This is a genomic window from Enterococcus sp. 3C7_DIV0644, from assembly GCF_002141235.1.
Lineage (GTDB): Bacteria > Bacillota > Bacilli > Lactobacillales > Enterococcaceae > Enterococcus_D > Enterococcus_D entomosocium.
On record NZ_NGLK01000001.1, the window covers coordinates 618,075 to 625,480 of the forward strand.

4 protein-coding genes are annotated in these 7,406 nt (G+C 40.2%); 2 read left to right on the forward strand and 2 right to left on the reverse strand.

Annotation, left to right across the window (positions count from 1 at the left end):
• Nucleotides 1–475: 475 nt before the first annotated feature.
• Entirely contained in the window at nucleotides 476–1,360 is an 885-nt protein-coding gene (locus A5877_RS02980) for a helix-turn-helix domain-containing protein (protein WP_016620542.1), read from the forward strand.
• A gap of 71 nt (nucleotides 1,361–1,431) precedes the next feature.
• On the opposite strand, the gene A5877_RS02985 is transcribed toward A5877_RS02980, so the two are convergent.
• Nucleotides 1,432–2,994: a polysaccharide deacetylase family protein gene (locus tag A5877_RS02985; RefSeq protein WP_176273399.1), complete on the reverse strand. Its 1,563-nt coding sequence runs from the start codon at nucleotides 2,992–2,994 to the stop codon at nucleotides 1,432–1,434.
• Between the two features lie 234 nt (nucleotides 2,995–3,228).
• On the opposite strand from A5877_RS02985, the gene A5877_RS02990 reads away from it, so the two are divergent.
• On the forward strand, nucleotides 3,229–3,903 hold the full coding sequence (locus A5877_RS02990; RefSeq protein WP_086316341.1) for a CPBP family intramembrane glutamic endopeptidase: 675 nt from the start codon (nucleotides 3,229–3,231) through the stop codon (nucleotides 3,901–3,903).
• Nucleotides 3,904–3,981: 78 nt separating this feature from the next.
• Here the strand turns inward: A5877_RS02990 and A5877_RS02995 are convergent, their stop codons facing one another.
• A complete protein-coding gene (locus A5877_RS02995) occupies nucleotides 3,982–7,134 on the reverse strand; it encodes a MucBP domain-containing protein (RefSeq protein WP_086316342.1) in 3,153 nt (1,050 codons plus the stop codon).
• Between the last annotated feature and the right edge of the window lie 272 nt (nucleotides 7,135–7,406).

The following is a 7,406-nucleotide window of genomic DNA, read 5'->3' on the forward strand; positions in this document are numbered from 1 at the left end:
TGTGAAAAAAGAATGAAACTATTCTATCAAAATCAACGTTGCACTATTATGAACGATTATTTCTTCAGTTGCTCTTCACTGCTTTTCATCCTCACCCAGTTATTTGGTCCTACATTTCGGACGTAAACGTTCATTCTACTTTAAGCGGTTATACTTGTTGGTAAGAAGGAAACACCGCTGCCCAATTGGCTTCTTCTAATACGACTTAAGGAGCAACAAACGATGCATTGGCTAGTAATGATTTTTCTATTGATCTGCCTCAGTTTTGTCTAAAAAAAGCGTGAGAACCGAATGTTCTCACGCTTTTCTACGATCCCCCTCTAAGGATCCTTTATCACGAAGATTACTGAACGATTTCTTCCACCAAATCAAGGAAAGTCTGAAATAAAAGACCTTTTAGATTCCTCTATTGGCTTTACTTTACTATAATGGGGATACAAGATCTCATTAATTCAACGAGAGCGGAGGCTTTCTTATGTATGGCGAAACGATCAGACAAATCCGATTGAAAAAAGGCTTCACCCAAAAAGAAGTCTATGGCACGATTATTTCAAAGTCTTATGCCATCGAGTTCGAAAAAGGCAAGCATCAAATTGCTGCCAATCTGCTGTTGCAAATTTTAGAAAATCTCTCTATGGATATCGATGAATTTCTCTATATCGCGAATGGCTATCGCCTGGATGAGCAAAACAGCTATAATCATCGGTATAATCAATATTCAAACAAACACGATCTGCCAAATTTACAAAAGCTGTTACAGGAACTACAACAAACCACTAGTAGACTGAACAATATCCGTATTGCAGAGGTTCGCTCGCGAATTCGCATGCTACAATGCTTGGCAGAACATGGGGTCTATCGACAAAGTGCTGTTTTAGAATGCGATCGCCAAACGATCACTTCTTACCTCATTGATGTTGAGAGCTGGACGTTACAAGAAATCCAACTATTTGGCAACACCATCGATCTTCTGGACAACGACCATAATTTCCTCTTTTTCAAAAAAGTATCCAAGATGCTCGAGTACTACATCGATATGGAAAAAGGTCGTGAAATCTACTGCGCCTTGCTGATCAATTTGATTGAATATACGCTGAAACACCAGCAGTACGATGCGACGGAAGTTCTCGTTGTCCAATTGAAACTTTTAGCGACAGACTACAAAGAATTTTTCCACCAAACCGTCTGCAAGTTTTTCCAAGGCGTGTTGCTCATAAGAACCGGCGATCAAAAAGCTGGTGAAACGATCACACAAAAGATGTTGGCTATTATGCGAGAACTGGATCAAGAAGCCCTTGCCGATGATTTTGCTTTACTATTGGATGAAGATTATCTCCGAGCATTTGCCTCCTCCGAGTGATAAAGCGGCAACTGCAGCGTTCGTTTTTGAAAAAAGGAAGCGATGATTGCCATCACTTCCTTTTTGAGCTATTAGCTAACACTGCGTTCATCTGTGGCACCAAAGTATTGATACATTGGTTTTTGTTTGCCATTGAGCAACTGATCCACCGTCACAAATTCATAGCCTTGCGCTTTCAGCGTTTGAATAATACCAGGTACGGCTTGAACGGATTTCGGATGAATATCATGGAGCAGAATTATTGAACCATCGTAGACATTATTTTGTACGACCTTCAAAATTTTGTTCGGATCTTTTAGCTTCCAATCCTCGGTATCAACACTCCATTGAATGATCGATTTTCCTGCCGCTTGGGCGCTCTGTTGATCAATCGCCCCATACGGCGGGCGCAAATTCTTAGGTAAGACTCCTGTTGCCTGATAGATTGCTTTGTCGGTCTTAGTTATTTCAGCTTTGACATCCTCCGGCGACAACGTATTTAATTGCGGATGTGAATAGGAGTGACTGGCAATTTCATGCCCTTCCTCATGGACTTTTCTCGATACTTCAGGATACCGATCCACCATTTGTCCTAATTCAAAAAACGTTGCTTTGACATCGTTGTCCTTTAAAATCTTCAAAAGATCTAATGTGGTTGTGTCGTTAGGGCCATCATCGAAAGTCAGTGCAACATATTTTTTGTTTTCGTCCAATGTCGATTGTTGCTCTTTCAATTGATCCGCATTAACAAGTTCCGGATCAATAAACGGTGCAATCTCTTTGTACGCCAACGTGATCTCAGATACGCCAGTTTGATTTTGGGGCAACTGGATCGTTAATTTTTCAGGATCATACGTAAATTTCGACTCATAGGTGATTCGATCCATCGCCAAGACCGCATCAATGACTTTATCAGGTTCCTTGGCTTGGTCTAAAATCTTTTGCTGAATGACTTGTTGTATTCCTAGCAAGCTGCCCTCGTCTGGAACCAAGTCTTTCAAGGATAATTCATTGCCGGTTTTCTCGGAAATAAAAATTGGATCGGCAACCACGCTATCCGCATCTTCAAAGCGACCAGTTTCCCGATTCCAAACATAGCTGTCCGCTTTTAAAGAATAGGTTGACACTTTCGATGCGACCGCTTGTGCTTCAATCCGAGCAACGGTGACTGTCTCTTTGTCGGTGTGTTTTTTGCATAATTTGTTTGCCATGGTCGACAATTTCTTGCTTGCATCTTTGACAGGAATCGTACTTTCTTCTTTTGGTCGGAAAATTAATTCTTTCTTGTCCCCATTAGACAATGTTTCGAGTTTTGCTGGGATTCCCTCTTTAACTTGTTCTTCTTGGATCGATGCCAATAACTTTTCAGCAGCAGCCTCATATTTTTCCCGTGCCAAGGCTTCTTGCTGCTTCAACGTAAAGGCGATATAGCCGCCAGTGGCGATAATGACAATTGTCAGAAGCGTCATCAATGAAAAGAGATACTTACGATGGGTTGGCTTCTTTTTAGAAACTTGACGATCGTTGATTTGCGTGCGTCTTGCCGTTCCCGTTGTTTGCTTTTGATGTGATTCGACCCTTGAAAAAGGTGCTTGTTTTTCAGACGTCGCTTCTTTATGTTGTGAATTATTTGAATAATTACTTGATTTCTTCATAAACATTCTCCCTAAAACATAATAACGTAAACAAAATGTAACATAAGCGTAATAATATTTCAACAGTGTTACAGAGATTCTTATAAACTTCTCTTTTTGTTCGCCATTTTTGAGAATTGTTCTAAGAAATCTTTTATTCTGATACTAATAAAAGCAAGCCTATCAGCCATGATATCGTATTCACTCCGTTTTATTTTCGTTTAAAAATAATGAGAGAGATCTTTTTGTACTTTGATGTTTTTTCTGTTTATAATTCAGCGTGTGGCAATTACTTTAAAGGATGTGTTCAAAATGAAACACAAGTCAACAACGTATTTATTTATTCTTACATTAGTCATCGGTTTAACCTATCAAATGCTTCCCTATACACCCCTAAGCGATTCCGTTTTATCCATCATTGGTACTGTATGGAATGTGATTTTGGCATTTGGTGCAGGGTACTTTCTCTTACGAAGGACCTTTTTGGAACAATTCAAACATTTTCGTTTCATCGTTTTATTATGGGGTGTGCCTTTCGTCATTTTGACTGGCGTGTTCTTTTCCTTTATTTATGCCGCTATTTTTGGACAACCAACAACTAACTCGATCGGCGAAACCATCACCGTCCAAATGGTCTTTTTACAAGTTCCCTTCATGTTGATGGGAGAAGAGTTGCTTAGTACCAATCTCTTATTAGCTTTACAGAAAAAAGGATTCTCTTTCCTCTGGTCTTCCATCATTTGCAGTGTGCTGTTCGCTTTGTGGCATATCCCAGCGTATGGTTTTCATCCAGCCCAATTATTGATCACCTTGATGCCTGCCAGATTGGCACTCAACTACGTATGGAAAAAATCCAATAGCGTATGGGTCAGCTGGATCTGCCATTTTCTCTATGATTCCCTTGGGTTCATTTCATTTTTAGGTAAATAAGCAACAAAAAGGACAGCTGAATCCTAGCTGTCCTTTTTGTTAGTCAGTGATGCCTTTCCCCAATGGCTTACTTAATCGCTATTTTCGCTTTCTGAAATAAAGCCAGCTTGCCGTGGCGATAAAGCACAAACCAACTATAATTGGGAACAACGTCCCCTGCTCATCGGTTTGCGGCAATCTTTGTGCAGACGCGCTTTTTTTCGAAACAACAGTTTGGACAGGAGCTTTTTCCTTATTATCAGAACTATCAACTGTTGCAGCTTGTCCTTTTGTATAAACGTACGTCACAGTTGCCCCCTGTTTGCCGAATGTGCCTTTCGCATTTTGTGGTAAACGACTTTGATCTAAGACGTAGCCGTTGATTGATATTTGGTATTTTTCTGTGCTAGCATCGTAAGGTTCGCCTACATTTCCTGATAGGATTTGGGAAGCATGAATTTCGTTACCTTCTGTGTCTACATACTCCACCGTTACATCCGCTGCTGGTATCGGATTTTTTGTGTAGATGTAGGTGACTGTTTGCGCTGTTTCGCTAAACACACCTTTACTGTTTTTTGGTAATTGACTTTGATCTATGGTGTATCCGTCGATTTTTAGTTGATATTTTTCTGTACTAGCATCGTATGGGTCGCCTATGTTTCCACTAATCGTTTGTGAAGAGTGGATTTCTTTACCTTCTGTATCCACGTACTCGACTGTGACATCAGCTGCGGGTATCGGATTCCTTGCGTAGATGTAGGTGACTGTTTGTGCTGTTTCGCTAAATACACCTTTACTATTTTCTGGCAATTGGCTTTCATCCAAAGTGTAGCCTTCAATCATTAATTGATAGTTCTTTGTGCTGGCATCGTATGGGTCGCCCACATTACCGCTAATCGTCTGAGAAGCGTGGATTTCGTTGCCTTCGGTATCTATATATTCGACCCTGATATCCGCAGCTGATACGGGATTTTTTGTGTAGATGTATGTGATTGTTTGTGCTGTTTCGCTAAATACCCCTTTTAGATTTTCTGGTAATTGGCTTTCATCTAGTGTATAGCCATCGATCGATAGTTTATATTGATCTGTGCTGGCATCGTATAAATCACCTATGTTTCCACTAATGGTTTGGGAGTCATGAATTTCATTGCCCTCTGTGTCAACGTATCTCACTGTTATATCCGCTGCTGGTACGGGATTTTTTGTATACACATAAGTGACTGTTTGTACAGTTTCACTAAATACTCCTGTGGTATTTTCTGGCAGTTGGCTTTCATCCAGTGTATAGCCGTCGATCGTTAATTGATAGTTCTCTGTACTGGCATCGTATGAATCACCTATGTTTCCGCTGATCTTTTGCGAAGGGTGAATTTCTTTGCCTGCTGTATCCACATACTCCACTGTTACATCCGCTGCTGGTACGGGATTTTTCGTATAAATGTAAGTAACGGTTTGCGCGGTTTCTCTAAATATGCCTTTACTGTTTCCTGGCAATTGGCTTTCATCCAATGTGTAGCCATCGATTTTTACTTGATATTGTTCCGTACTGGCATCGTATGGATCACCCACATTCCCACTAATTTTATTAGCAGCGTGAATTTCTTTGCCTTCTAAATCCACGTATTCCACCACTATATCAGCTGCTGATATCGGATTCTTTGTATACACATAGGTGACTGTTTGCGCGGTTTCACTAAAGACACCTTTACTATTTTCTGGCAATTGGCTTTCATCCAATGTGTAGTCTTCGATTGCTAGTTGATATTTTTCTGTACTAGCATCGTAAGATTCGCCTACGTTTCCACTAATCGTTTGTGAAGGGTGAATTTCGTTGCCTTCTGTATCCACATACTCCACTGTTACATCCGCTGCTGGTACGGGATTTTTTGTGTAAATGTAGGTGACAGTTTGCGCTGTTTCTTTAAATACACCCTTACTGTTTTCTGGCAATTGACTTTCGTCTAAAGTGTAGCCTTCGATTTTTAGTTGATATTGTTCTGTGCTAGCATCGTATGACTCGCCTACGTTTCCACTGATCTTTTGCGAAGGGTGAATTTCTTTTCCTTCTGTATCCACATACTCCACTGTTACATCCGCTGCTGGTACAGGATTTTTTGTGTAAATGTAGGTGACAGTTTGCGCTGTTTCGTTAAATACACCCTTACTGTTTTCTGGTAATTGGCTTTCGTCTAAGGTGTAGCCATCAAATCTTAGCTTATAATCTTCAGTGCTGGCATCATATGGTTCACCAATCGTACCGGTCAAGGTCTGCATCTCATGGATTTCTTGCCCTTGACTATCAAGGTATCGGACATTTACCTCTCCAATCTGCTCCGGATCGACAATGACATTGACCACATGTGTGGTATTCACGCTATAGGAGGCTTGTCGAGCCATAAAAATTGCTACATAGGAACCTGGCTTGCTTGGGTCAACATTGGTGTAGTAAGGATAGATCTGCGAGTCAGAAATGCTTTTTTCTATATTGCCGCTAAAATTTAGTTTAAACGCCTCAATCCCTAATGCTTTGGTTGAGAAATCAAATGTGCTGTTTACAGGAATATGAATCGTATCAGGACTATCTCCAAAAGCATACTCACCCGCAATTAAACGCTCGTAAAGTTCAAGTGTTTTCGTTTCCCCTGGCTGCAAGGTGATGGAATTTCCAACCGATGTGAATGCATAGTTTAGTCTTTGATTCGTGGTACCAACTTGCTTAATAAAATAGCCACCTGAAGGAAGTTGAATTGTAACCTTTCCTGAACTGTCCGTGACTAACAATGTCACCTCACCTGATGTTGAAGAGGTCAATGTGAAATAAGCTCCTTGGATCGGTTGGTTTGAATTACCATCTAACACTTGAACCGTCAGTTGCCCATTGATAGCTCTTGCAGCTGAAGCATTAACAGATGAAGGGACCTTATCTACAGTGCTTGCAGCAGATTCTTCTTTATTTTCTGATCCATTAATGGCTTCTTCACTGTCACTACTTGCTTGTGTTTGCTCGTTCTTAACATCCACACTCGATGAGGTCGTTGTTGTCAGCGTAGCATTTTCTACTTTAGAGGTAGCTTGTCCAGCATCCGCAGAAGCATTCGTATCATCAGATTGGATAGCATTCACTTCTTCCGGATCCCCCTGCTGAGATTCTGAAAACATTTGGCTTTCCGCCATTACCTGAAATGCTGGCGTTACCACCGCAGCACTTAATAAGATTACTAAAGATAGAATATATTTAAACTTCTTTTTCACAAACTTTCACCTTAACCTTCTTTTTCAAAATTAAAACCTTTTTATCCAAACTTTTTTTAGCGCCTGAAAATCATTATAATTTATTAATTTTTAATTTACAAATAATTTTTTATTTATCGCCTCTTCCACTCCTATCAAATGTTTTTTTTTGCGGACACATGAAATACCGTTGAGCATATGTATATCTGATTCACTTATCATTGCACTACATCACCTCTTCTGAATTTTATAATCCAACCACCCTTTCCTTCAAGCAAATCCAGTGCAAATTC

Bases quoted from the DNA above. Each gene is read 5' to 3' on its own strand.
- A5877_RS02990 (WP_086316341.1), top strand. From the start codon at position 3,229: ATGTTTTTTCTGTTTATAATTCAGCGTGTGGCAATTACTTTAAAGGAT.
- A5877_RS02985 (WP_176273399.1), bottom strand. From the start codon at position 2,994: ATGAAGAAATCAAGTAATTATTCAAATAATTCACAACATAAAGAAGCG.
- A5877_RS02980 (WP_016620542.1), top strand. From the start codon at position 476: ATGTATGGCGAAACGATCAGACAAATCCGATTGAAAAAAGGCTTCACC.